Genomic DNA, 24,044 nt, shown 5'->3' with positions numbered 1-24,044 from the left:
CCGTACTGGTGGTCGTTCACCCTTTGGGGGCACAAGGCTTCGCTTGCACGACCCGAGCCGCTACCTCCGGTCGGCCCGAGGGTCTGTGCGGTGGACGGCCAGGAGGGCGATGTCGTCGGCGGCGGGGTGGTTGCCGACGAGTCGGTCCATGATCCGGGCGCAGGCGGTCTCGGCCGGGGTCGCGGTCACGGTGCGGCGCAGGAACTCCAGGCGCCGGTCCAAGGCCTCGTCGCGGCGCTCGACCAGGCCGTCGGTGTAGAGGACGACCAGCGACCCCGCCGGCAGCTCCACGGTGGTGGTGTGCCGCCCCGTGACAGCCAGGGTGAAGCCGATCGGCGGGTCCACCACGCCCTCGAGCAGCACGGTGTCCCGGCCCGGCACCGCCAGGACCGGCCGCGGGTGGCCCGCAATCGACAGGTCCATGCGCGCGGTGGCGGTGTGGATGACGGCGTAGGCGACCGTGGCCATCGTGTTGTGCTCGAAGTGACCGGCCTTGCGGTCCAGCTTGCCCAGCACTTCCGCCGGGTCGTCGAACTCCAGCGCGTAGGCGCGCAACGCGCTGCGCAGGCGTCCCATCACGACCGCCGCCGCCAGGCCGTGCCCGACCACGTCACCGATCACCAGCCCCAGGCGCCCGCCGGGCAGCGCGAACACGTCGTACCAGTCGCCCCCGACCCCACTGCCCGCGCCGGGCACGTACCGGGCGGCCAACCCCCACCCCTCGGTGGTCGGCAGGTGCCCCGGCAGCAGGCTGTCCTGCAGCACCGCCGCCGCGTCCCGCTCGGCCCGCGACCGGTGCGCGTGGACCCCCACCGCCAGCCGGTCCGCGATCAGCCGCAGCAGGTCGACCTCCTCCTCGGTGAACTCCCGGTCGACCAGCGACCCGACGTGCACCACCCCGACCAGGTCGCCCCCGGCCACCATCGGCACACCCAGCAACGCCCGCAGGCCCCGCCGCCACAGCAGCGGGTTGACCACCGTGGTCTCGTCCACGTGCGAGAGCTGCACCGGCTCCCGGGTCTGCGCCACCCGCCCGGCGAACCCGGACCCGACCGGCACCCGCACCCCGTGGAAGACCTCCTCCTCCAGGCCGCGAGTCGCCCGCGCCACCAGCTGCCCGCCACCCGGATCGGTGAGCAGCACGGTCACGGTGTCCACCGACAACAGGTCCCGCACCCGACCCAGCAGCACCTCGAACAGCTTGTCCAGGTCCAACTCGCGCAGGGTGCTGTCGGTGATCGCCTCCAGGACGCGGAGCCGAGCTTCCGAGACGCGCTCATCGCCCATCGCCGACCCCGTCCTTCTCCGCGCTGCCACCGAGCGGGCCGGCAGCAGAGGATGAGCGTCAGCCGTGTGGACCTCGCCGACACCCCCGGCCGACCGTACCGCGTCGGGGTGTGCGGTGCCCGGCGCCGTGACCCGACCGACACGGGAGCGGGGCGGTCAGGTCGAGGCCTCACCCGGTTGGTCGACGCGCGGAGTCGGGAGGGCGGTGAGGACGAGGGTGAAGTCCGCGGGACGGACTTCGAGTCGGTGTTCGGGCAGCACGCCGGGGCCCACCGCGCCGGAGCCGACGCCCTGCACCGCGTGGTCGGTGTGCAGGTGGACGAGCGGGTCGGCGGTCAGGTCGGTCTGGTGCCGTGCCTCGGCGAGGTGCTGGTCGCTCCACCGGCGCGCGGCCAGGTGGAACACCGGATCTCCCTCGATGCGGATCCCGGAGCCCGTCGGGTCGGTGACCTCGGCCCAGCGCACGTCCAGCCGGTTGCCGTTCTCCTGCGGGCGCACGTACGGGGTCTGCAACTGGTCGACCGCGGCGTGGAAGCGGCCGACGCGCGCGGCTTGTCGGGAGTCGGGGTAGGCCTCGCCGGGGCCCGCGCCGAACCACCGGACCTCGGACCACTGCTCGGGCACCGTCCACCGCAGGCCGATGCGGGCCAGGGACGGGGCTTTGTCCCGGCGCCGGAGTTCCGCGTGCTCCTCGGGCGGCAGGTCGGGGTCCACCATCGCCTCGGTGTACGTGTCTTCGCGTTCGGGCCAGTGGCCGACCGGTTCGGTGTGGACGCGCAGGCGGAGCCGGGTGCCGTCGGTGCCCCAGCGGTAGGTGGTGAGGTAGCCGCAGGTCACCGCCGCGGCGGCGCTGCGCACGACGACGGTCAGGCCCTCCTGGTCCGGGGTGACCGACACGGTCCGGTGGCGCAGCCGGTGCAGGCCGCGGGCCTCCCAGTACCGGGCGTCTCCCTGGCTCCACGCGAGGTCGTTGTCGGTCGGCGCGCGCCACAGCGCCAGGTGGGGGCCGTGCAGGGGCTGTCCGTCGAGGCTCAGCAGCGTGCCGGTGCGCCGGTCGAAGCGCGCCGGGCCGAGGACGACGTGCCCGTCACGGACTTGCGCGGGCACGGGAGTGCCGGCCGGCGGGACGTGCGGGGTGGACGGCAGCGGGATCTGGCCCCAGGCGACGAGATGTCCTTCGGGTGCCCACGCGGTCGGCCCGGCCTCCGCTTCCACGGTCAGCCACTGTTCGCCCGCGCCGGGCACGGCGGTCGTGGGGAGGGGCAGTTCGGTCCGCTCGCCGGGACGCAGTGGCGGGGTCGCCAGGACGCCCTCGGCGACCTGGACGCCGTCCCGGGTGAGGGACCAGGTGAACCGCAGGTGGGACAGGTCGAGGAAGTCGTAGCGGTTGTGCACGCGGATGCCGTCGGCCCCGGCCTCGATGCGCACGGGCTCGTTGACCTTCCGGTACTCCAGCAGCCCGGGGGACGGCGTCCGGTCGGGGAACACCAGCCCGTCGCAGATGAAGTTGCCGTCGTGCAGGTCCTCGCCGAAGTCGCCGCCGTAGCCGAAGAACTCGCGTCCCCCGGCGTCGGTGGTGCGCAGGCCCTGGTCCATCCACTCCCACACGAACCCGCCCTGCACCCGCGGGTACCGCTCGCACAGCGCCAGGTACTCGGCCAGGCCGCCGGGACCGTTGCCCATCGCGTGGGCGAACTCCGTGAGCAGGAACGGCATGCGGTTGCGCGGTTCGTCCGCCGGGTCGCCCTCGCCCTCGGTGGCGGGGTAGAAGTTCTCGCCCGGCCGCAGCTCGCCGCGACCGATCCGGGCGACGTTGGCGGGCGTGCGGTACATGACCGCGTGGATGTCGACGTACCGGGCCATCCGGTCGCCCTCGTAGTGGATCGGCCGGGACGGGTCGCGCTCGCGCACCCACGCGGCCATCGCCTCCAGGTTCTCCCCGTCGCCGGCCTCGTTGCCCAGCGACCAGGAGATGGCGCTGGGGTGGTTCTTGTCCCGCTCCACGGTCCGCTCGACGCGGTCGAGGTAGGCGTCGCGCCAGCGCGGATCACCGGAGGGGTTGCCCGACCAGTACTCCGGCCCGCTGTACTCGAAGCCGTGGGTCTCCAGGTCGCATTCGAGCATGACCCACAGGCCGAGCTCGTCGCACACGTCCAGGAACGCCGGGTGCGGCGGGTAGTGCGAGGTGCGCACGGCGTTGATGTTGTGGCGCTTCATCAGCTCCACGTCCCGGCGCATGGTCTCGACGGTGACCGCCCGCCCGCGGTCGGGGTCGAACTCGTGCCGGTTGACGCCCCGCAGCACCACTCGGCGGCCGTTGACGGTGAGCACACCGGACTCGTCGATCGCGACGGTCCGGAACCCGAGCCGCAGCCGCACCCGCTCGCTCGGGGTGGACAGGACGGCGTCGTAGAGGAACGGGTCCTCCGCGCTCCACGGCCGCACGGCGTCGAACGTGAACACGCGGTCGACCGGCGCGCCCAGTCCCAGCTGCGGGATGGCGATCTCCACGGGGGCGTCCGCGTCCACGTCGACCCGCAAGCGCCCGCCGCCGGTGGCGGCGTCGTAGTCGGCGTGCACGAACACGTCACGGATGCCGCCCGCCGGACGTGCCAGCAGGGTGACGTCCCGGAAGATCCCCGACAGGCGCCAGGTGTCCTGGTCCTCCAGGTAGGTGCCGGACGAGTACTGGTGCACCCGGACCGCGAGCACGTTGCGCCCCGGCCGCAGCGCTGCCGAGACGTCGAACTCGGTCGGCAGGCGGCTGCCGAAGGTGACCCCCAGCTCGACGCCGTTGAGGAAGACGCGGGCGCACGAGTCCACCCCGTCGAAGCGCATCACCGCAGGGGCGTCCGGCCAGGACGGCGGGAGGTCGAAGACCCGTCGGTAGTCGCCGGTCTGGTTCTCGTCGGGGACGAACGGCGGGTCGACCGGGATCGGGTACGCGATGTTCACGTACTGCGGCGCGCCGTGGCCGTGCAGCTGCCAGTGCGCGGGGACCGGCAGCCGGTCCCAGGCGGTGTCGTCGAAGTCGGGTCGCTCGAAGCCGTCCGGCTCGTCGAGCGCGGTCGCCGAGAACCGGAACGCCCAGTCGCCGTTCAGGTCCAGGCGCGGGGCGTCCGAGTCGAGCGCGGCGCGGGGCGCGACCTTGCCGTAGCCGGGTGAGAAAGCCTCGAAGTAGCGTGCGCGCATCCCGTCTCCCCCGCCGCGAGTGTCGAAGCGCTTCGACGACCGCTCAGGCTAGTGACGACGGCGGTGCGGTGGCAAGAGCCCGGACTCGGGGAGGTGGCCGCCGCGCTCGCGGGAGCGGTGCCCGTCGGGCGATATGCTGGCGGTCCCGCGGGCGCCTGGGACTCCCGCGGCGGACGAGGAGGCCAGCTGTGGACGGGACGTCGGTGCCGCCGGCGGTCGGCGTGCCGACGACCGAGCGATCACCCGCGTACCGGCCCCGGTACGAGTTGGTGGCCGAGCAGATCCTGGAGTTCGTGGTCGAGTCCGGGTTGCGCCCCGGCGACCGCATGCCGACCGAGAACGACCTGGCCGCGCGGCTGGGCACGAGCCGCACGGTCGTGCGCGAGGCGGTCAAGATCCTCTCCGCGATCGGGCGGGTCCGCGCGCACAAGGGCCGCGGCCTCTACGTCGCCGACGACGACGGGATGCTGGGTTCGCTGCGGCTGGGCGGGTTCTTCCTGCCGACCAACCTCGACCACGTCTACATGCTCTTCGAGTTCCGCCGGGCGCAGGAGATCGCCGCCGCCCGGCTCGCCGCGACCCGCGCGACCCCGGTCGAGCTGCGGGTCATGGAGGCGGCCGTCGAAGTGTGCCGGCAGGGGTACCTGACCGGGGACGGCGACGTGTTCGACCGCGGCGACAACGACTTCCACCTGGCCGTCGCCGCCGCCTCGCACAACCTCTTCCTGGTCGAGGCGGTGCGCGAGGCCCGCCGCCTGCAACGCCAGTCCCGGGTGACCGGGCTGCACGGCACCGTGGGCGGCCACGCGGCGGGGGCCGTCGAGGAGCACGCCGCGATCCACGCCGCGATCCGGGACGGCGACCCGGACGCCGCCGCGCGGGCCGTCGACGTCCACATCGACAACACGCTGGAGGACTACCGCGGCGAGATCCAGCGCCGCGTGTTCGGCTGACGCCCGGGGCTCGACGCTCACGCCCACCCGCGCTCGGCCGCCACCACGCCCATCTGGAACCGCGACCGCACGCCCAGCACCCGTTGCAGGCGGGTGATGCGCCGGTGCAGGGTGCGGACGCTGAGCCCCAGTTCGCGGGCGATGGTCTCGTCGAGCGCGCCGGTCCCCAACAGCCGCAGGAGTTCTCGCACGTCGGCCGGCGGTGTGCTGCCGGCGGCCCGGCTGCGGTGTGCGCGCGACATGGTTGCGTCCACGGGACCATCCCCTCGGGACTCGGCTCCCCAGCCAAGGTGGCACGATGGGTACGACTCATCGTCGGACCGTCGTACACCATGACAGCGGGCAGAAGCGGTGCGCGTCAAGAGGTATCGGCGCAAGCTTGCGCGAGCACGCACGCCCGACCCCTCAACATGACTCAGTCTCATTTGAGGTGCCGCGATCACCTCGGCACTGTCGACGCGGCCGGCGACAGGACGCGCCCGACCGGGCTCGCACGTGCCCGAAACATGCTATTGAGGCAGGTACTCAGGCTGTGTTAGCGTTCACATCGCTGCCGCAGGACTGTGCTCGCCGTCAATGACGATGGGGGTTCCGGTGTCCCACGCGCGTTCGCCGATCGCCATCTCCGCGACCGTCGCAGCCCTACACATGCAGGTGCGAAGAGTCTTACTCATCCCTCTGCGGTCCCCTGCCTCGCCACGAGTCGCCACAGCTGTCCTCTGTGGACGCCTCCGGAGCGGTGACGCGAAAGGATCTCCCTGACATGCAGTCCTTACTACGGCGCCGTCCCACGCGGATACGGCGTGCCCCGGTCAGACGAGCGCTGGCAGTGCTGTCCGTGCTGGGTGCCGTCGTCGCCACCCTGCCCGCGGGCACCGCCGCCGCCGCGGCACCGGCCCAGGTCGTGCCCGTCGCGCCCAACGACTCGCCCGCCACCATCATCGCCAACGCCGCGAACGTCGTGCCCTCGCCGCGGCAGTTGGCCTGGCAGCGGCTGGAGCGGATGGCGTTCATCCACTTCGGCGTCAACACCTTCACCGGCCGCGAGTGGGGCACCGGCACCGAGGACCCGAACGTCTTCCAGCCCACCGGCCTGAACACCGACCAGTGGGCCGCCTCGCTGAAGGAGGCCGGGTTCAAGGGCGGCATCCTCACCGCGAAGCACCACGACGGGTTCGTGCTGTTCCCCTCGCGGTACACCACCTTCGACGTCGCCTCGGACCTGGCCTGGCAGAACGGCAACGGCGACGTGATGCGCAACTTCGCCGACTCCATGCACAAGTACGGGCTCAAGGTCGGCGTCTACCTCTCCCCCGCCGACCTGCACGAGAACCTCAGCGGCGGGAAGTTCGCCAACGGCAGCCCCCAGCGGCAGGTCACCATCCCGAGCAACCCCGCCGACGTCGTCAACGGCGTGACCTTCACCGTCAACGCCGACGACTACAACGCCTACTTCGAGAACACCCTCTACGAGGTGATGTCCCGCTACGGCACCATCGACGAGGTGTGGTGGGACATGGCCAACCCCACCGGCCGCTACCAGCCCTACAACTTCCTCGACTGGATCAGGATCGTCCGCACCCTCCAGCCCGGCGCGGCGATGGAGAACGACGGCGGCCCGGACATCCGGTGGATCGGCAACGAGAACGGCTACGCCCGCCAGTCCGAGTGGAACGTCGTGCCCTACGCCGGCAACGCCGCGATCGCCGCGGACAACATCGTCAACCCGCCCGGCGGCAACGGCGCCGCCGACCTGGGCAGCGATGCCCTGCTGTCGCAGCGCAAGGCGGACGGGACCAGCGCGTGGAACTACCTGAAGTGGTCCCCCGGCGAGTGCAACGGCACGCTCTCCGCGCGCCACAACTGGTTCTGGCAGCCCAACGAGGTGTGGCGGGGCGTGCCGGAGCTGGAGGACATGTACTACGGGTCGGTGGGCCGCAACTGCAACTCCCTGCTCAACGTCTCGCCGAACCGCCAAGGCGTGCTGGACCAGTCGGCGGTGTCGGTGCTCAACCAGTTCAACGCCCGGCTCACCGGCACCTTCGGCACGAACCTCGCCGCCGGCGCGACCGTGTCCAACGACAGCGGGACGAGCAACCTCGACGGGCGCACCCCGACCCTGGCGCTGGACGGCAACCTCGACACCTCGTGGCAGCCCACCGCCACGACCGGCGGACTGGTGTTCACCCTGCCCGCGGCGAAGACCTTCGACGTGGTGTCCGTGCAGGAGGACCTGAACCTCGGCCAGCGCGTGAAGTCCTACGCCGTGGACGCCTGGAACGGCACCGCGTGGACCCAGATCGTCACCGACACGACGATCGGGCAGAAGAAGCTGACCCGGCTGTCCGCGCCGGTCACCACGAGCCGAGTTCGGCTGCGCGTCACCGGGTCCCGGGCCACCCCGGCGATCGCGGAATTCGGCCTGTTCCAACGACCCGGCGGCGGCACCCCGCAGGGCAGCATCGTCGGCGTCCAGTCGGGCAGGTGCGTCGACGTCGAGGGCGTCAGCACGGCCAACGGCGCCGCAGTGCACCTGTGGGACTGCCACGGCGGCAGCAACCAGCGGTGGACCCAGTCGGGCAAGCAACTGGTGGTGTACGGCAACAAGTGCCTCGACGCCTACGGTGCCGGCACCAGCCCCGGCACGGCGGCCGTGATCTGGGACTGCCACGGCGGCACGAACCAGCAGTGGAACGTCAACGCGGACGGCACGATCACCGGTGTCCAGTCCGGCCTGTGCCTCGACGCCTACGGCGGCGGCACGGTGAACGGCACGAAGCTCGTGCTGTGGACCTGCACGGGCGGCGCCAACCAGAAGTGGCAGCTGCGCTGAACCCGAGCCCCGGCCACGGTTCCGCCGGGAACCGTGGCCGGGGTGGTGTTCAGGAGACCGTGCCCGTGACGGTGGTGCCGGTCCGGGTCACGCGGTAGGTGACGGCGGCGCCGCTCCAGAAGTCGAAGGTGAGCGTCACCGGGGCCCCGTCGGTGAGGGCGTTGAGGAAGGCCGGGGTCAGCACCAGCGTTCCGTCGGCGTACCGCGGGTAGAAGGTCTGGTGGAACTCCTGGTACGGGGTCCAAGTCGCGGTGCCCGCGTTGCTGCCGTCCGCGTACCGGGCCTGCATGGTGGCCAGCACGTCACCGCGGAACTGCGTGGGGATGGCGAACGCCTCGGTGGTGCCGGTCGCGTCGGACTGCACCGGCAGGTCGTGGGTGATCACGTCGATCGGCCACGGCGCGCCGGCGGAGAACCGGGCCTGGAGCGAGGCGTTGACCCCGTACGCGCGGTCGCCCACCAGCCTGGTCAGTGCGGTCTTGGTGAGCGTGAGCGCGTCACCGGAGACGGTGTAGTCGCGGCCGGCGGTCAGCTTGGTGTCACCGTGCCACAGGCCCCGGAACGTGGTGCCGTTGCGTTCGAGGGTGAGGGTGTGGTCGGTGATGGGGGCGGACTTCGGGACGAACACCTGGTCGGAGGACGCGGTGCCGGACCGGGTCCGCCAGCTCGCCCGGATCAGGTCCACCAGGCCCTGCTCGCGCCACTGGAGGGTGTTGCGGTTGATGAAGGAGCCGGCGTCCCACAGGGCGGTGGTGACCCCGCTGATCCGGGCCTGGTGGCCGAGGAGTTCGAAGTACTTCCACATCTCGCCGCGCTCGACCGGGGCCGCGGGCTTGGTGTAGTCCGGGTAGGACAGCAGGCCGTACTCGCCGAGGTAGACCGGGATGCCCTTGGCCACGAAGATGTCCCGCATCCGCGTGAAGGCGTCGACGAGGTCCTTGCGGCTGGTCTCCTCGAACCGGGTGAAGCCCGCGATGTTCACGCTGAACGGCCAGAAACCGTAGTAGTGGACGGTCGCGGCGAGGTTCGGGTCGTGCAGCTCGGTGATCGTGCTGACGAGGTCTTCCATGAGGTTCTGGGCTGGGGTGGTGCCCAACGTGGGCAGCACGAGCACGCGGGTGGCGTTGCCGCCGCCGGACGCGCGGACCAGGGTGTGGAAGGACGTGTTCAGCTCGTCCATGTACTGCGTCTTCTGGGCGTCGGTGGCGTTGTCGAAGAACGGTTCGTTGACGCTCTCGAACAGCAGGCGGCGCGGGGAGTCGCGGAAGGCCGTGGCGATCTGGCGCCAGGTGGCGTCGAAGCGGGCGCGGACGGCGTCGTGGTCGTCGGCCATCTTCGAGATCCACTGCCACGAGTCGTGGTGCACGTTCAGCAGGACGTAGTGCCCGGCGGACAACGCCGCGTCCACGACTTCCTTGACGCGCCCCAGGTAGGCCGGGTCGATGGTGTAGGGGGCGGTGGCGGACTGGGCGTTGCTCCACGTCACCGGGATGCGGACGCTGCGGAAGCCCTTCGCGCGCACCGCGTCGAACAACGCCTTGGTGGCGGGCGGGTTGCCCCAGGCGGTCTCGTTCGGGATGGCGTCGAGCGAGTTGCCCAGGTTCCAGCTCGGCTGCATCGCCGCCACCACGCCCTGCGCGGTGCCGGGCACCGCCGACGCCGCGGGGTCGGCTGACGGTGCCGGGTCGGCTGTCGCGGGGGCGACGGCCAGACCCGCGGCGGTGATCAGCGCCAGTCCCAGCGCCATCCACAGCCGGTGGGTCCTCCCGGCCCGGTGTGCTCCGGTCATGGTCATCCCTTCGTGGTCCTCATCGGTTTTCCGCGTGCGGCGGGGCGTCGGCGGGGTCGAGCGGCTCGTAGTCGAACCAGTCGAAGTGGACGGTGCCGGTGGCCGCGTACACGCCGATGACCCGACCGGTGAAGCCGCCGGCGACCTCGGTGGACAGGTACCGGCCGTCGAGTGCCGCCAGGGCGGTGAAGGTGCCGTCGGGTTCCTCGACGCCGAGCGTGACGACGTCCGGGCCGCTGCCCGGGTCCACGGGCGGCGGCGTGGTGATCTCCACGCGCAGCACCACCGGTCCGGGTGGCGCCGGCCGGGAGGCCACGACCGTGCGCACGGTGCTCATCCGCGCCACCACCCGCACCTGGCCGTCGCCGACCTCGACCTCGTAGTGGTGGCGCTCGTCCAGGCGGACCACGAGGCCACCCGAGCCCTCGGCGGGGTCGACCAGGGTGGCGGCCCGGCAGCGGTGGTGCTGCTGGCGGCGGCCGACGAACACCGCGTCGCGGGCGTCCATCGAGCCGCCGCGGGCGCGCAGGGTCAGCCAGCCGGGCCGTTCGCCGGTGGTGCACAGCTCGGCGGGCCGGTCGCGCAGCGACACCCAGCACGGCTGGAGGCGCTCGTCGTCGAAGTCGTCGCGCGTCGGCGCGGGCGGCACCGGGTGCAGCGGCCAGCCGGGCGCGGGCAGCGCCAGGTCCGGGGAGCCGACCACCGGCCAGCCGTCCGCCCAGGTGACCGGCGCGAGGAACACCTCCCGGCCGAGCACGTGCCAGCCCGGGGTGCCGCCGCCCGGTCGCACGCCCAGCAGCACCATCCACCACGATCCGTCCGGGGCCTGCACCAGGTCGGCGTGGCCGGTGTTCTGCACCGGGTGGTCGACCCCGCGGTGGGTGAGGATCGGGTTGGCCGGGCACGGTTCGAACGGACCGGTCGGCGCGGGACCGCGGGCGATCGACACCGCGTGCCCGCGCTCGGTGCCGCCCTCGGCGATGAGCAGGTACCAGTGCTCGCCGATGCGGTACAGGTGCGGCGCCTCCGGGTACCGCGACCCGGGCGTGCCCGCCCAGAGGTGCCGGGGTTCGCCGATGGCCTCGCCGGTCGTCGGGTCGAACCGGACCTGCCGCACGCCGGCGCAGGTGCACCAGCACACGCCGGCGGAGTCCCAGGCGAGGTCGGGGTCGATGTCGGGCACGCCGGGCAGCCGGATCGGCTCCGACCACGGGCCGGCCGGGTCGGTCGCGGTGACCAGCAGGTTCCCGTAGCCGCTGACGTTGGTGACGATCAGGTGGAACAGGCCGTCGTGGTAGCGCAGCGTCGGGGCGTAGATGCCGGCGGAGGACGGCGAGTCCAGCGGTAGGACGAGTTGGCTCGGGCGGTCCAGCACGTTGCCGATCTGCCGCCAGTGCACCAGGTCCCGGCTGTGGAAGATCGGCACGCCCGGGAAGTACTCGAAGCTGGAGCAGACGAGGTAGTAGTCCTCGCCGACCCGGCAGACGCTCGGATCGGGGTGGAACCCGGGGACGACGGGGTTGACGACGGCACCGGACGTCGGACGGGGGTTGGCCACCTCGGTTCCTTTCGGGGAAGCACCTGCGCCCGAAGCTGTCGAAGCGCTTCACCAGCCTTCAATGAGCTCCACCGCTTGTCAACCGCCGAAACGTCGAGGGGCCCGAGGATCCTGGTGCGCGCCATGCGTCTAAGCGCTTCGACACCACCGCCTGCCGCGAGCGCCCCCGTCAGCCAGCGAGGGCGAGGTGCTCGGACCGCAGGCGGCGGGGGGACAGGTAGCGGCGGCGGTCGGTGACCAGGACGCTGGCGAGTCCGCCGATGAGCAGCCACGCGCACAGTTCGGCCACGCCGCCGGCCAGGCCGGGGCCGCCGGTCGCGGTGGCGCGCAGGGCGATCACCGCGCCGTGGGTGGGCAGGTAGCCGGCCAGCGCGTGCAGGGGGCCGGGCAGCGTGGAGACGATGCCGGTGGCGGCGGCCAGGACGAGCACGGCCAGCGACGCGAGTCGTCCGGTGCGGCCGAGGATGGCGGTCGCGGCCTGGTTGAGCGCGACGAACGTGCACGCGGCGAGCAGGGCGACCGCGAGGAAGCCGAGCGTGCCGGCGACGCCGAGGTGCAGCACGGGCACGGCGACGGCGGTGATGGCCAGCGCGGCGAGGGCGGCGGCGGTCACCCCGGGGACGGCGGCGCGGGCGATGATGCGCCAGGTCGGTGCGCGGGCGGTCAGCACGGCGCCGGGGACGGCCTGGGTGACCAGGTAGGTGGCCAGGGCGAGCGCCCACAGCGCCAGGGCGGCGAACAGGGGGACGCCGAGCGTGCCGATCGGGGTGGTGTCGACGGTGGCGGTGGTCGGGTCGGCGGCGACGGTCTTGAGGTGGGCGCGTTCGGCGTCGGTGTAGGTCGGCACCTGGTCGCGGCCCTGGGCGAGCTGGGTGGCCAGTTGCTGCGCGCCCTCGTCGACCTTCACCACGCCGTCGCGCAACTGGGCCGCGCCACCCGCGAGTTCTGCGGCACCCGAGGCCAGCTCCGCGGAGCCGGACGCGAGTTGTTGTGCGCCGGTGTTGGCCTGCTGGACGCCGGTGTCGAGTTGCCGGGCTCCGGCGGCGGCGTCGGCGATGCCGGCGGCCAGGGCGCCCGAGCGGTCGGCGAGCGCGGCGTTGCCGTTGGCGACCTGGCGGGCCCCGGCGGCCAGGGCCTGCACGGAGTCGCGGGCCTGGACGGCGGCGTCGCGGACGGTGGCCTTGGCGGCGTCGATGCGGCCGGCGTCGGCGGCGAACCGGTCGGCGGCCGAGGACAGCTCCGCGCAGAACTCGGGGGTGCCGGTGCACTGGTCGGCCAGGCGGCGGAACTCGGCGGCGGCGTCGACGGCGGCGGGCAGGGCGTCGACGGCGGCGATGATCCGGTTGGCGAGCGGCACGACGGTGGCGGCGAGTTGTTCGTCGCCCTGGGCGACCTGTTCGGCCCCATCGGCGAGTTGCCTGGTCAGGGCGGGGAGTTGGGCGGTGTCGCGTTCGGCTTGGGTGAGGCCGCCGGCGAGTTGGGAGGAGCCGGTGGCCAGTTGGGCGGTGCCGGACGCGAGCTGGTTCGCGCCCTCGGCGAGTTGGGTCGCGGCGGCGCTGAGCTGGGCCGAGCCGTCCGCGACCTGACCAGCGCCGGGGACGAGCCGGCCGGTGCCGTCGGCGAGTTGGCGTGCGCCGTCCGCGGCCTTGCCGAGCTGGTCGTGGATGGTGGTGAAGGCGATGTAGACGTTGTCCAGGTAGGTCTCGACCACCTGCTGGTCGAGGGCCTGCTGGGTGGTGCGGGAGACCTCTTCGGACAGTGCGGGGTCCAGGACGCCGGCGCCGGCGGTGGTCTGGACGGTGAGCACGGCCTTGGTGGTGTCGAGCGGTTTCGCGGTGCCCGTGGAGGTGGCGCGGGCGGAGAAGTCCTTCGGGATGGTGACCACGGCGGCGTACTGGCCGCCGGCGAGGCCGTCCGCCGCGTCGGCGGAGTCGGTGAGCACCCACTTGTAGGGCGAGTCGGCGCTGTGGGTGAGCTTCCCGGCGAGTTCGCGGCCCAGCGGGACGAGCTGCCCGTTGACGGTGACGGGTTCGTCCAGGTTCACGACGGCGGCGGTGGCGGTGCCGTGGTCGTCCTCGGGTGAGGCGAACGCCCAGGCGAGCAGGCCCATCACCACGACCGGCACGAGGATCAGGCCGGTCCAGGTCTTCCAGGTCAGCGGGCCGGCCGCGAGGGCGCGGGCGGAGTCGGCGAACGGCTTGAGCATCAGGAGACCTCGGCGAACTGGGGCCGCGGGGCGTGCGGCCGGGCGGTGGCGGGCAGCAGGTCGGCGACCCGGGCGGGGTCCTGGCAGGTCACCGCGAACGACGCGCGGCCCGAGGCGAGCAGGCCGCGCAGCGCGTCGCGGGCGTCGGTGCGCAGGACGAGGTCGAGGTCGTCCAGGAGCACCAGGCCGACGCCGTCCGCCAGGGCGGCGGCGACCTCCCGGGCCGGGTCGGCGTTGTCGCGGCACGGGATGACGGCGACCTCGCGGCGCAGGGCGTGCGCGTGCTGGGGCAGCACGTGGCCCAGCACCTTCAGGTCGCCCCGGTGCCGGGTGACCCGTCCCGCGAGGGTGTACAGCAGCGCGGTCGAGCCGGGGCCGTGCAGGACGAGCACTTCGCCGTGGGGCAGGTGCAGGTCGACGTCCCGGAAGACGGGGTGTCCCCGGTCGTCGTCCAGGGTCAGGCCGCGGGCGCTGACGGCCTCGTCCACACCCGGCCAGTCGGCCAGCCGCAGCTCGTGGACGAGCGCGTCGCCTTCGGCGTCGAACACCGGCAGCGCGCGGTCGAGCTGGGGCGGCAGGCCCCACGCCCGGTGACCGAGCAGGGCGAGCACGGCCGGCACCAACGTCATGCGCACGATGAACGCGTCCACGAACACCCCCACGGCGAGGCTGAACGCGATCGGTTTGATGGTGGCGCTGCCTTCGGGCACGAACGCGGCGAACACCGCGAACATGATCACCGCCGCCGCGACCACGACCCGGGACGCGGAGATGAAGCCGGTCTCGATGGCGTGGTGCGGGTCGCCGTGGTGGACGTAGTCCTCGCGGATGCGGGAGACCAGGAACACCTCGTAGTCCATCGCCAGTCCGAACAGGACACCCATGAGGATGATCGGCAGGAAGCTGATCACGCTGCCGGTGTGGGTGACGTGCAGCAGGTCGGCGAAGTGCCCCTGCCCGAACACGAACGAGGTGGCGCCGAACGCCGCGCCGACCGACAGCAGGTACCCGGCGGTGGCCTTGACCGGCACCCAGATCGACCGGAACACCATCGCCAGCAGCACCAGCGACAGCCCGACCACGAGGATGCCGAACGGGAGCAGGGCGCTGCCCAGTTGCGCGGACACGTCGATGCCCACGGCGGTGATGCCGGTGACGGCGGTCCGCGTGCCGAAGGCGTCCAGGTAGTGCTGTTCGCGGTCGCGCAGCCGCTCCACGAGGTCGTCGGTCTGCGGCGAGTCGGGCGCGGTGGTGGGGATCACCTGGATGATCCCGGTGTCGCCCTTGGGGTTCGGGGTGGCCAGGGGTACGGAGGCCACACCCGGCAGGCCGCGGACGTCCTCGGCGATCTTGTTCACCAGACCCACGGGGTCGGTGCTGGTGATGATGTCGGCGGTGACGATGAGCGGGCCGTTGTAGCCGGGGCCGAAGTGCTCGGCGACGACGTCGTAGGTGTCGCGGGCGGGGCTGCCCTCCTCCTCGGTCCCGTTGTCGGGCAACGCCAGCCGCAGGTCCAGCGCCGGCACCGCGCACACCGCCAGGCCCACGACCACCAGCAGCACCGTCACCAGCGGGGCCCTGGTCGCGGTGCGCACCCACCACCGGGCCACCTGCGGCCGTGGACGCTTGCGGCGCTGGGGCACGCGCGGCCGCAGCCGCTTCCCGGCGAAGGACATCAGCGCGGGCACGAGCGTGACGGCGATGGCGACGGCCAACGCGACCGCGACCGCCGCGGCCACGCCCATCGTGGTCAGGAACGGGATGCCCGCCACCGACAGCCCGAGCAGGGCGATCACGACGGTGAGCCCGGCGAAGATCACCGCCGACCCGGCCGTGGCGGTGGCGCGGGCGATGGACTCCTCCACGTCGAGGCCCTCGGCGAGCTGATCGCGGTGCCGGGACAGCAGGAACAACGCGTAGTCGATGCCCACGGCCAGCCCGAGCATCACCGCCAGCATCGGCGCGGTGGACGAGACCGGGGTGGCGAGCGTGGCCAGGAAGATCAACCCCATCGCGACCCCCACCCCGAGGACCGCGGTGACCAGCGGCATCACTGCCGCGACGAGCGAGCGGAACATCAGCACCAGCACCAGCAGGGCGATGGCCAGGCCGACGCCCTCGGTGGGGCTGAGCTTGGGCACCCGGTTGGAGAAGGCGTCCCCGCCGGTGAGGACCCGCGCGTCGGTGGCCTGGGCGAGGTCGTGGGCGATGGCGGTCAGGTCGTCCTTCGTCGCCGGGGTGACGTCGGCGAGCTGCACCTCGAGCGGCACGGCGATCAGCGCGGCCCGCCCGTCCCCGGACACCGCGCCCGAGACGTCCTCGCCGAACGGGTCGACCACCGCCGCGACCTGCTCGACCTTCCCGATCCGCTCGACCGCGCCGGCGACGGCGGTGCGGATCTCGGGGGTGTCCACCCGACGCCCCTCCGGCACGACCACCACGAGTTGCGCGGAGGTCCCGCTGACCTCGGGGAACACCCGGCCGAGGTGGTCCAGCGCGTCCTGCGACTCGGAGCCCGGGATGGCGAAGGCGTCGTCGGTGCCCTGGTTGAGCAGCAGCGCCCCGGCCCCGGCGGCGGCCAGGACGACCAGCCACAGCGCGACGACCAGCACGCGGGCACGGGCGGCGGCGCGGCCCAGTCGGTAGAGGAACGAGGACATCAGGGCTCCCATCAGGGTGGATGCACCGTGTATCCTAATACACGACGTATCCGATGCACTGTGCATCGTGACACACGAAGACCTGGGGCGGGTGTGATGACCACCGATCGTGGCGAGCGCGAGATGACCCGGAGACGGGCCGAGACCAGGCGGCGACTGGTCGAGGCGGCCTACGACGTCTTCGTCGAGACCGGCATCCGGGACGCCCCCGTCGAGCTGATCTGCGACCGGGCCGGGTTCACCCGGGGCGCGTTCTACTCCAACTTCGCCAGCAAGGAGGAACTGTTCCTCGCCGTCTACCGGGTGCGGATGCACGAGCGCGCCGAACGGCTGGGCGCGGCCGTGGACCACGCCCTCGCCGGCGTCGACCCGGCCGAGGAGGGCGCGACCACCAGGGTGCTCCGGGAGGCCGGCCGGCTGTTCGCGGAATCCCTGACCGCCGACGAGACCTGGTACCTGCTCAACGTCGAGTTCCGGGCCCAGGCGCTGCGCCGGCCGGAGTTGCGCGGCCCGACCGCCGCCGCCGAGCGCGACTTCCACGACGCCCTGGCGGCGATCCTGCTGCGCATGCTCGACCGGTTGGGCATGCGGCCGGCGGTCGAGCCGCGCAACGCCGTCGTCACGATCATCGCGCTCTACGAGACGGTGCTCGAACGCTCACTGCTGGACCAGGAACCCGACGACAGCTACCTGACCGACGTGCTGCCCCGGCTGTTCGCGGCCCTGACCACCGCGAAGGACACGCCGTGACGCGGCATCGCCACCTCCGGCACCGCTCAGGCCGGCGGGACGCCATGGCGCGGCATCGCCACCCTCCAGCGCCGTCCAGGCGGGCGTGACGCCGTGGCGCTCAGCCCTGGTCGAGGGCGGGCAGCGGTGCCGTCGCGATCTCGTGCGCCTCCTCGGGCGGGACGCCGAGCATGCGCAGCAGCTGCTCGGCCGCCTCGTCGCAGGTCGCGTCGGTGACGGCGTCGGGGTGGGTCAGGGACAGGTGCAGCACGGCCAGCAGCGCGCCGGCGGTGGTCGCGAGCGCCAAGCGGGTGTCGCGGACCAAGAACCGGCCGGACGCGACACCGGCCTCGATGTCCCGCAGGGCGCGCGGGGCCAGACCGGCGTCGGCGTCGATGTAGGCCATGCCGTGCCGCACGAGCACCTGGGCGGTTTCCGGGAGGGAGATGCCGTGGCGGGTGGCCAGCCGGAGCGACTGGGCGAAGGCGACGGCCGGGTCGTCGACGGTCGTGCTCAACTCGTCCAGCAGCTGCCCGAGTTCCTCCAGCACCTCCGACACGGCGGTCTCGAACAGTTCCGCCTTGCTGGAGAAGTGGTTGTAGAACGAGCCGAAGCCGACGTCCGCGGCGTCGGTGATGTCCTGGATGCTCGCCGTGGAGTGCGTGTCGCCGGCCAGGATCCGCCGCGCCGCGTCGATCAGCTTGCGGCGGGTGAGGGCCTTGCGCCGCTCCGTGCGGGTGGCGGGTTCGGCGCTGTCGGATCGTGGTGCCGGCATGGTTCAACGGTACTGCATCACAAGACTGATGATCCGCTCAACGGCAGGGTCTCGCGCGCTCGGGCGAGGCTGCCGCTCGTGCTCAGGACCGTCCCGTCCGGACGGACGACGGCGGCGCCGGCACGGCCCGACCGGAGCCAGCGCCCCCACTCGCCGGTGACCGGGACGGTGACGAGGACCGCGCCGGCCGCCTCGACCGCGGTTCGTTCGGCCGTCGACGGGGTGGCCGAGGTGACCACGGCGAAGCGCCCGGCGGCCACCTCGTCGAAGCGGCGACCGTCGTCCAGGACGGCGTTGGGGCACAGCCGTCCGGCGAGGGACCGGCGCAGCCGAGGCCGCACGACCAGGTCCGACCGGCGCAGCGGGGGTGTCTCGCTGTCGAGCACGTGCCGGGCCACGACGGGGAGGCGCGGTGCGACGACCCGGCGGACCAGGTCGCCGAACCGGCCGCCCGCGGTCATGGCCGTGCCGACCAGCTTGGCCAGCCGGATCATCGCGCGGGCGTGCGGCTCGCGTTCGGCCTCGTAGGTGTCGAGCACGCCCTCGGGCAGGGTCCCGTCCAGGACGCCGGCGAGCTTCCAGGCCAGGTTGGCGGCGTCGCGCAGCCCGGCGCCCATGCCCTGGCCGATGAACGGCGGGGTGAGGTGGGCGGCGTCGCCGAGCAGGAACACCCGCCGGTCCCGCCAGCGGTCGGCGACCTGCGCGCGGAAGGTGTACTCGGCGACGCGGACGACCTCCAGCTCGTCGACCGGGACGTCCCCGGTCCACGGCGCGATCAGCGGGTGCAGCCGGCCCAGGTCGCGGAAGTCCTCGCCGCTCTCCCCCGCCAGGAGCCGGAACTCCCAGCGGTGGCGGGTCTTGCCGATGCGCATGTAGGTGGCGGCGCGGCCGGGGTCGCAGACCTGGTGCACGCCTTCCCACTGGTCGAGGTCGGCGGTGGTGGCGATGTCGACGACGAGCCAGCGCTGGTCGAACCGCAGGTCGGTCATGCGCGCGCCGATGGCGGTCCTGGTGAGGCTGTTCGCGCCGTCGCAGCCGAGCACGTAGTCCGCGTGGAGGGTGTCGCGTGCGCCGGTGACGCGGTCGGTCACCTCCACCCGCACCCCGCCCTCCTCCTGGGTGATGCCGGTGACCTCGGTGTTCCCGCGCAGGGTGGCGCCGGGGGTGGCGGCCAGGGCGGCGCGGAGCAGCCGTTCCAGCTCGGGCTGGTCGAACATGGTCGCCTGCGGGTAGCCGTGGCGACCGGCGCCGGGGGCGCGCCGGAACTCGGCCAGCACGCGCAGGTCCGGGTCCAGCAGCCGCAGCCCGTGGCAGGGCCAGGAGACGGCGGCGAACGCGTCGGCCAGCCCGAGGCGGCCGAGGACGCGGTAGACCTCGTCGTCCAGGTGCACCGCGCGGGGCTGCGGGTACACCGACTCCCACCGCTCCAGGACCACGCACTCCACCCCGTGCCGGGCGAGCAGGATCGCGGCGGTCAACCCGGTCGGCCCCGCGCCGACCACCACCACCCGCGCGGTCACGACGACGTGCCCAACATCGCCAGACAGCCGGCCACGAGCGCCGCGCACACCACGGCGGGCGCCATCGCGCGGAACCCGTCCCGGTTGCGGACGTGCGTGATCACCGCGCCCGCGAGCAGGAGCAGCAGACCCACGCCCGCCGCGAACCCCAGCAGGGGCACGGCGAGTCCGAGGAGCAGCCCGGCGGCGCCCGCCACCTCCAACGCGCCGATGCCGCGGTACGCGGCGACGGAGAACCCGGCGTGGTCGGCCAGCGCGCGCATCCGCGGCAGCGCCAGCAGTTTGGCCACCCCGAGCAGGGCGAACAGCGCCGCCGTCAGCACGAACAACACGATCACGGTCGGACCTCCACTCGGTGAGCGATGGCGTAGCGGGCCAGCACGTCCTCCACCGCCGATGCGTCCACATCGGACGGAACGGTGACCGCCACGACGACGGAACCGTCCTCGACCACCGCGTCCACCTCGACCCCGGTCAGCACCGCCCCGATCGCGCGGCGGGCGGCGTCGGCGCGCAGCGGGAGCTTGTAGGGCTTGCCCACGTCGGTGACGGGCAGCGCGTCGAGCACCGTGACGGCCTTCGGCGCGGCGGCCCGCTCGGGCACGCGGTCGGCGGCCCAGGCCAGGAGGTCCGCCTCGGTCGCGGTCGCCCCGGGGGTGAGGACGACGTAGGCGACCGGGACCTCTCCGGCGTGCTCGTCCGGGCTGCCGACCGCGCAGGCGGCCGTCACGTCGGGGTGCGCCAGGAGGGCGTCCTCGACGACGGCGGGGTCGATGTTGTGGCCACCGCGGATGATCAGGTCCTTGGCGCGGCCGGCCAGGGTCACGAACCCGTCCGCGTCCACGCGGGCCAGGTCGCCGGTGTCCAGCCAGCCGTCGACCAGCTTGCCCAGCCCGTCCAGGACGTGCCCGCGCTCGTCGCGGGCGACGACGTAGCCGGGGAACACCGCGGGACCGCTGATGGCCAGCACACCGGTCGCGCCGGGCGGCAGCTCCTCCCGGGTGTCCGGGTGGACGACCTTCACCCGCTGGTAGGGCATGCGCCGGCCGACCGCGCCCGGTCGCGGGCTGTCGGGGAACCCGCGCACGCTCGCGCACGTGGCCTCGGTCAGCCCGTAGCCCTCGACCAGGGTGACGCCGGTGTGGGCCTGGAAGCCCTCCCGCACCGCGACCGGCAGCGGGGACGCGCCGACCAGGGCGAAGCGCAGGCTGCTGATGTCGGCGTCGACCGGGCACTGCGCGAGCACCGCGTACACGGTGGGCACCGCGCTCATCACGGCGATCCGGTAGTGCGCGACGATCTGCCAGAACTGCCCGTACAGCGCGGGTTCGCGGTAGCCCAGCGGCCCGGCCCACACCGTCCGCTGCCCCTTGAACAGCGGTGCCAGCAGGGTGACCACCAGCGCGTTGACGTGGAACAGCGGCAGCGCCGCGAAGACGGACGAGTCGGCGTCGAACAGCGGGTCCGCGGCGATCATCCAGGCGTCGGCCACCTCGTTGGCGTGCGTGTGCGCGGCCAGCTTCGGCGCACCCGTGGTGCCGCCGGTGTGGAACAGCGCGGCCAGGTCCGACGACCGCGGCGGCGCGCCGGCGAAAGCGCGCGAGTCGTGGTCGGCGGCCAGGTCGTCGAGGTAGCCGACGCGCACACCGTCCACGGCGGGCAGCGGGGAGCCGGCCGCGCCGGTCGGGCGCAGCACCAGGATCGCGTCGAGCCCGCCCGCCAGCGCCCGCGCCCGTTCCCAGGTCGCCGGGGCCAGGTCCGGCCCGGCGGTGATCAGGACGCGGGCGCCGGACAGGCGGAACAGGTCGGCCAGGTGCCCGTGGGACAGGTTGCCGTTGAGCGGTGCGGCGATCCCGGCCAGCTGCGCGGCCAGGGTCGCCGGCACCAGGTCGGCGCAGTTGGGCGACATCAACGCCACCGCGTCACCGCGCCGGACACCCAGGTCGTGCAACAGGTTCGCGTAGCGGTGGACGTCGGCCAGCAGCTCGGCGAAGGTCCGGTCGACGGCCTCGTGCCGGCGGGCGGCCTCGGGCAGCACGCTGATCGCCGGGCGCTCCGGCCAGAGCTCGGCCGCTCGCTCGACCAACGCGTAGGTCGACTCGGGCAGGCCCCGGTCCTCCAGCGGCACGGCCTCGATCGCGGCCAGGTCGGCGGAGCCGGTGCAGGGCGGCCACAGCAGGTCGTCGGTCATCGCGCGTACCTCACCGTCGTGCGCTGGGTGCCGAGGTCGATCGCGCCGTCGTCGGTGGCGACGCGGGCCCGGACGACGTCGCCGTCGGCCAGGTACTTCGGGTTCTTGGCCTGCCCCTTGAAGAACAACTTCCACTTCACCGCCGTGGGCAGCAGCGCGGCGACCTTCTCCACGGCCTTGGGCGGGGCGGACAACGCGGTGCCCGCCGGGGTCCCGGTCAGCACCAGGTCACCGGGGTCGAGCCGCTGGAACCTGGTCAGCGCCCGCAGCGCGGCCAGCGGCCGGTAGACCATGTCCGTGGCGACGACCGAGTCCTGGCGCGGCTCGCCGTTGACCGACAGCGTGAGCCGCAGGTCGCCGAACCGCGCGAAGTCGTCGGCGTCGAGCAGCACCAGCGCGGGGCCGACCGGGGTGAAGGTCGGGTAGGACTTGGCCTCGTAGAACTGGGTCTGGGGCAGCTGGACGTCCCGGGCGGACACGTCGTTGGTCACGACCAGGCCCGCCACGTACTCGTGCGGGTGGTCGACCTCGGTGCCCACCGGCATGGGGCGGCCGATGACCAGCCCGATCTCGACCTCGTAGTCCAGCAGGGTGACGTGCGGCGGTTTGACGATGTCGTCCGTTGGTCCGCTGATCGACCCGGACGTCTTGCGGAAGAACGTCAACGGCACGGTCTTCGGGTCCATCCCCGCGTCGGTCACGTGCGAGGCGAAGTTGGTCATCTGCGCGACCACCCGGCAGGGCGCGGTGACGGGCGAGACCAGCGCAAGGTCCTCGACGCGGTCCGTGGTCTCGACGGCCGCCGCGATCGCCTGCCGGTCGGCCAGCAGCTCGGCGGTGGTCGTGGCGGCGGTGGCGATCTTCGCGGCACCGTCGGCCGTGGCGACGTACCAGGCGTCGGCGGTGCGCAGGATCGAGGTGCTCAACGGTTCTCCCTGTGGTTCACGAGCGGGCGACCTTCAGCAGGCCCAGCAGGCGGCCCAGGTCGAATTCGTTGTCCTCGCGCAGCGCGGGCAGCAGTGCGCGCAGTTCGCGCAGCGACTCCCGGCCCGGCTTGACGCCGAGGAAGTCGGCGGTGGCCGGCGGTCCCCACTGGGCGAGGCCGGAGGCGGTCATCGGGGCCCAGCCCGGTTCGAGGGTGCAGTCGAACAGGTCGCCGTCGCTGAAGTGCTCGACCAGGAACCCGTCCGGGTCGCGCCAGTAGTCGAAGAGCTGGCTGCCCTGGATGTGCCGGCCGATGCCCCACGACCGGTGGTAGCCGCGGTCGCGCAGGTACTCCCCGCCCGCGGCCAGGGCGTCCAGGTCGGCGACCTGGTAGGCGGAGTGCACGTACCGGTCCACCGGGCCGAGCGTCAGGGCCAGGGTGTGGTGGTCGGTCGGGGTCGAGCCCCGGTCGCAGCGGATGAAGCTCATCACCGGGCCGCGCTCGCGCCGGCCCGGGTGGTAGAGGAAGTCGCTGACGATCAGGCCCAGGTGCTCCAGGTACCAGTCCAGCACCCGGCGGTACCTGGTCGTCTGGAGCACGACGTGCCCCAGGCGCTGCACCCGCGCGGGCTCGCGGGGCGGGCGCTGGGTGGCGTTGGTGCGCGCGGTGTCGTGGCCGAAGTTGAACGTGTGCGGGGTCTGCGGCGGCAACGCGGGCAGCTCGTGGGTGTCGGCGACGACCCGCACGCGCAGGCCGCCGGGGTCGGCCAGGTCGACCGTGATCCCGCCCAGCGTCTCCGGCAGCTTCGCGACCTCGTGACCGGTGGCGTCGGCCAGCCGCAGGACGTCGCGCGGGTCGGCCGCCCGGAACGCCGGACCCAGGAACGTCGACCGCGACCCCTTGCGCACGATCACGCACGGTGAGCCCGGGTCGGTCCCCCGCAGGTGCAGTTCCCGCTCGGTGCGCAGCACGGTGGTGAACCCGAACGCGGCCGCGAACACCTCCGCGCGCTCCAGGTCGGGCTTGGCGAACTCCAACCAGGCCAGGCCGTGCACCTTGACCACCGGGTTCCGCGCCCGCCCCGGGTGCTCCCCGGCGAGCCCGCCGTGCTCACTGTGCAGCCCGGTGTGCGGGTCGTGATCGGTCACAGGGCGCTCCCTCCGTTTCTGATGACATCATCAGTTACGGTGACGTCATCAGTCAAGGAGTTTCTGATGAAATCCTCAGCACTGAGGTGATGCTGCTCCGGCTCGGCGGCCGGCCGGCGAAGTTGGCCGGAACTCGCCACCCCCGCCGGCCGGCGTTGACAGTCGCCGAGACCCCCGCGCAAAGTCGTCTCGGCCGAGTCGCGCGACACACAACGGCTGCCCACGTTCAGTCCTCAGTGGACAACAGGAGGGGTCGTGAAAGTCCAGGCGATCACACG

At 73.0% G+C, this 24,044-nt stretch carries 16 protein-coding genes; 3 read left to right on the top strand and 13 right to left on the bottom strand.

Annotated features, from left to right (window positions below):
- Positions 1-60 precede the first annotated feature (60 nt).
- Both DFJ66_RS40295 and DFJ66_RS40290 read right to left on the bottom strand, forming a co-directional pair.
- Positions 61-1,287, bottom strand: a complete 1,227-nt coding sequence (locus DFJ66_RS40295) for a PP2C family protein-serine/threonine phosphatase (RefSeq protein WP_121229828.1) — start codon at positions 1,285-1,287, stop codon at positions 61-63.
- A 156-nt stretch (positions 1,288-1,443) separates the two neighbouring features.
- A complete protein-coding gene (locus DFJ66_RS40290; protein ID WP_121229825.1) occupies positions 1,444-4,479 on the bottom strand; it encodes a glycoside hydrolase family 2 TIM barrel-domain containing protein in 3,036 nt (1,011 codons plus the stop codon).
- Between the two features lie 188 nt (positions 4,480-4,667).
- Here DFJ66_RS40290 and DFJ66_RS40285 point away from each other — a divergent pair, with 188 nt between their 5' ends.
- Entirely contained in the window at positions 4,668-5,432 is a 765-nt protein-coding gene (locus DFJ66_RS40285; protein ID WP_246030119.1) for a FadR/GntR family transcriptional regulator, read from the top strand.
- A gap of 17 nt (positions 5,433-5,449) precedes the next feature.
- On the opposite strand, the gene DFJ66_RS44775 is transcribed toward DFJ66_RS40285, so the two are convergent.
- Positions 5,450-5,674 carry a LuxR C-terminal-related transcriptional regulator gene (locus DFJ66_RS44775; protein WP_246030118.1) on the bottom strand — a complete coding sequence of 75 codons (225 nt, stop codon included), beginning with the start codon at positions 5,672-5,674 and terminating at the stop codon, positions 5,450-5,452.
- 587 nt (positions 5,675-6,261) lie between these two features.
- Between DFJ66_RS44775 and DFJ66_RS40275 the strand changes: the two genes are divergently transcribed.
- Positions 6,262-8,265 carry a ricin-type beta-trefoil lectin domain protein gene (locus DFJ66_RS40275; RefSeq protein WP_170200021.1) on the top strand — a complete coding sequence of 668 codons (2,004 nt, stop codon included), beginning with the start codon at positions 6,262-6,264 and terminating at the stop codon, positions 8,263-8,265.
- A gap of 49 nt (positions 8,266-8,314) precedes the next feature.
- On the opposite strand, the gene DFJ66_RS40270 is transcribed toward DFJ66_RS40275, so the two are convergent.
- The 4 genes from DFJ66_RS40270 to DFJ66_RS40255 form a co-directional block, all read right to left on the bottom strand.
- Positions 8,315-10,054 carry a cellulase family glycosylhydrolase gene (locus DFJ66_RS40270; RefSeq protein WP_211351479.1) on the bottom strand — a complete coding sequence of 580 codons (1,740 nt, stop codon included), beginning with the start codon at positions 10,052-10,054 and terminating at the stop codon, positions 8,315-8,317.
- A gap of 19 nt (positions 10,055-10,073) precedes the next feature.
- Positions 10,074-11,612 carry a glycoside hydrolase family 43 protein gene (locus tag DFJ66_RS40265; protein WP_121229817.1) on the bottom strand — a complete coding sequence of 513 codons (1,539 nt, stop codon included), beginning with the start codon at positions 11,610-11,612 and terminating at the stop codon, positions 10,074-10,076.
- Positions 11,613-11,781: 169 nt separating this feature from the next.
- Complete coding sequence (locus DFJ66_RS40260; RefSeq protein WP_121229815.1) at positions 11,782-13,818, bottom strand: YhgE/Pip family protein; 2,037 nt, start codon at positions 13,816-13,818, stop codon at positions 11,782-11,784.
- Complete coding sequence (locus tag DFJ66_RS40255) at positions 13,818-16,478, bottom strand: MMPL family transporter (RefSeq protein ID WP_121229813.1); 2,661 nt, start codon at positions 16,476-16,478, stop codon at positions 13,818-13,820. The genes DFJ66_RS40260 and DFJ66_RS40255 overlap by 1 nt, the downstream gene beginning before the upstream one ends.
- 96 nt (positions 16,479-16,574) lie before the next feature.
- Between DFJ66_RS40255 and DFJ66_RS40250 the strand changes: the two genes are divergently transcribed.
- A complete protein-coding gene (locus DFJ66_RS40250; RefSeq protein ID WP_121229811.1) occupies positions 16,575-17,228 on the top strand; it encodes a TetR/AcrR family transcriptional regulator in 654 nt (217 codons plus the stop codon).
- A 100-nt stretch (positions 17,229-17,328) separates the two neighbouring features.
- On the opposite strand, the gene DFJ66_RS40245 is transcribed toward DFJ66_RS40250, so the two are convergent.
- From DFJ66_RS40245 to DFJ66_RS40220, 6 genes are read right to left on the bottom strand one after another with little or no spacing between them, the layout of a single operon-like run.
- The gene (locus tag DFJ66_RS40245) at positions 17,329-17,982 is read right to left on the bottom strand and encodes a TetR/AcrR family transcriptional regulator (protein ID WP_121229809.1); all 654 of its coding nucleotides are present in this window, start codon (positions 17,980-17,982) and stop codon (positions 17,329-17,331) included.
- 17 nt (positions 17,983-17,999) lie between these two features.
- Positions 18,000-19,502, bottom strand: a complete 1,503-nt coding sequence (gene mhpA / locus DFJ66_RS40240; protein ID WP_121229807.1) for a bifunctional 3-(3-hydroxy-phenyl)propionate/3-hydroxycinnamic acid hydroxylase MhpA — start codon at positions 19,500-19,502, stop codon at positions 18,000-18,002.
- Positions 19,499-19,840 carry a DoxX family protein gene (locus tag DFJ66_RS40235; RefSeq protein WP_121229805.1) on the bottom strand — a complete coding sequence of 114 codons (342 nt, stop codon included), beginning with the start codon at positions 19,838-19,840 and terminating at the stop codon, positions 19,499-19,501. Before DFJ66_RS40235 ends, mhpA begins: the two co-directional genes overlap by 4 nt.
- Positions 19,837-21,693: an acyl-CoA synthetase gene (locus tag DFJ66_RS40230; RefSeq protein ID WP_121229803.1), complete on the bottom strand. Its 1,857-nt coding sequence runs from the start codon at positions 21,691-21,693 to the stop codon at positions 19,837-19,839. The genes DFJ66_RS40235 and DFJ66_RS40230 overlap by 4 nt, the downstream gene beginning before the upstream one ends.
- Positions 21,690-22,619, bottom strand: a complete 930-nt coding sequence (locus DFJ66_RS40225; protein ID WP_121229801.1) for a fumarylacetoacetate hydrolase family protein — start codon at positions 22,617-22,619, stop codon at positions 21,690-21,692. The genes DFJ66_RS40230 and DFJ66_RS40225 overlap by 4 nt, the downstream gene beginning before the upstream one ends.
- A gap of 16 nt (positions 22,620-22,635) precedes the next feature.
- Positions 22,636-23,766, bottom strand: a complete 1,131-nt coding sequence (locus tag DFJ66_RS40220; protein ID WP_121229799.1) for a VOC family protein — start codon at positions 23,764-23,766, stop codon at positions 22,636-22,638.
- Between the last annotated feature and the right edge of the window lie 278 nt (positions 23,767-24,044).

The sequence above is a fragment of the Saccharothrix variisporea genome, assembly GCF_003634995.1.
In the GTDB taxonomy this organism is placed as follows: domain Bacteria; phylum Actinomycetota; class Actinomycetes; order Mycobacteriales; family Pseudonocardiaceae; genus Actinosynnema; species Actinosynnema variisporeum.
The sequence above is the reverse complement of the archived record's forward strand: the minus strand, read 5'-3'. Positions and strand labels throughout refer to the sequence as shown.